This is a genomic window from Noviherbaspirillum denitrificans (genome assembly GCF_002211445.1).
Lineage (GTDB): Bacteria > Pseudomonadota > Gammaproteobacteria > Burkholderiales > Burkholderiaceae_D > Noviherbaspirillum > Noviherbaspirillum denitrificans.
In genome coordinates, this window is record NZ_LSTO01000049.1 from 1 (window position 1) to 1,213 (window position 1,213).

The 1,213-nt window shown below is 56.7% G+C and carries 2 protein-coding genes; both read right to left on the reverse strand.

Features of this window, described 5'->3' with window-relative positions; genetic code table 11:
- Positions 1–28 precede the first annotated feature (28 nt).
- A complete protein-coding gene (locus tag AYR66_RS28085; protein WP_088706252.1) occupies positions 29–850 on the reverse strand; it encodes an IS3 family transposase in 822 nt (273 codons plus the stop codon).
- The gene (locus AYR66_RS28090; protein WP_088706253.1) at positions 847–1,161 is read right to left on the reverse strand and encodes a DUF1153 domain-containing protein; all 315 of its coding nucleotides are present in this window, start codon (positions 1,159–1,161) and stop codon (positions 847–849) included. Before AYR66_RS28090 ends, AYR66_RS28085 begins: the two co-directional genes overlap by 4 nt.
- Positions 1,162–1,213 lie beyond the last annotated feature (52 nt).

Below are 1,213 nucleotides of genomic sequence, written 5' to 3' on the forward strand. Positions count from 1 at the left end.
TGTAATGACCCAGCGAAACCTGCACAGGTTAGGCTGCTAAAGCGAATACTTCAGCAGGTGTCTTCATTCCCAGCGCCTGGTGCGGACGTCGAGTGTTATAAAAGCCAATCCAGTCAGCAATGACCCGGCTGGCATGCTGCAACGTCTCGAAGCGCTGCCGATGTACGCATTGCTCCTTCAACGTCCTGATCACGCGCTCGATCATGCCGTTCTGCTCGGGACAGTGCGGCGTGATGAACTCCTGTCTCAACCCATAGCTGCGTACCAAGGCGGTATAGCTGCGACTGGTGAAGACCAGGCCGTTATCTGAACGAAGCAGAAACGGAGATTGCACTCGCCCCAATGTTCCGTAGCGCGCGATCAATGCCTGTTCCAAGGCTGATTCAGCCGTCTTGGCCTTACCGGATCGGGATAGATGCCAACCCAGCAGTTCACGGGTATGGCAATCAATTACCAACGCCAACACGGCCCACCCATCACGCCCGGCCCAGACTCGACACAAGTCGGTGGCCCAGCGCTCGTTGGGACGTTGCGCTACGGACGGCAAGGCTTGTATGCGTGGTCGAAAACCGATCGGCCGCTTCTTGACCTGCCAGCCCATCAACTGGAAGATCCGCTGCACCGTGTTCTTGTTGAAGTCCAGCAGGTGCGCCACCGTGCGATAACCGAAGGACGGGTTCTCTTCGATCATCGCCTTGATCGGTTGGGCAAAGCAGGTCTGCACCTTCGGCGAGCCCTTGACCGGCTTGTAATAGACCGTGCGACGCGGCACCGCAAACCACTGGCAGATCTTGCTGATCGAGACGTCAAAACCGTCCTGCTTGAGTCCCTGGCGGATCGTCTCGATCACTTCTCGTCCTCGCCCAGCAGGGACTGCAATTTTTTTCTGGCGCGCAGCTCCAGCATTGCTTCACCGTACGCTTCCTGCAGTTCCTTGATCTGCCGCTCGTACTGTTCCTTGATATCCAGCGGCTTGGCTCTCAGAGCGTTCTCAAGACCCTTGCGGCCTTCTTCCACCCATTCCTCGACCTCAGATGGGGGCAAGTCGTACGTCCGGCTCGCCTCCGCTACGCTGGTCTTGCCCTGGATGATCTCGGTCACCAACGCCGCTTTACGCTTGGCTGTCCATCGTTTGAATTCTTCTTCCATTACCGTGCTCATGTGACTTCCTTACAGAATTATCACCTGAGCAGGTTTTCAGTGGGTCATTACA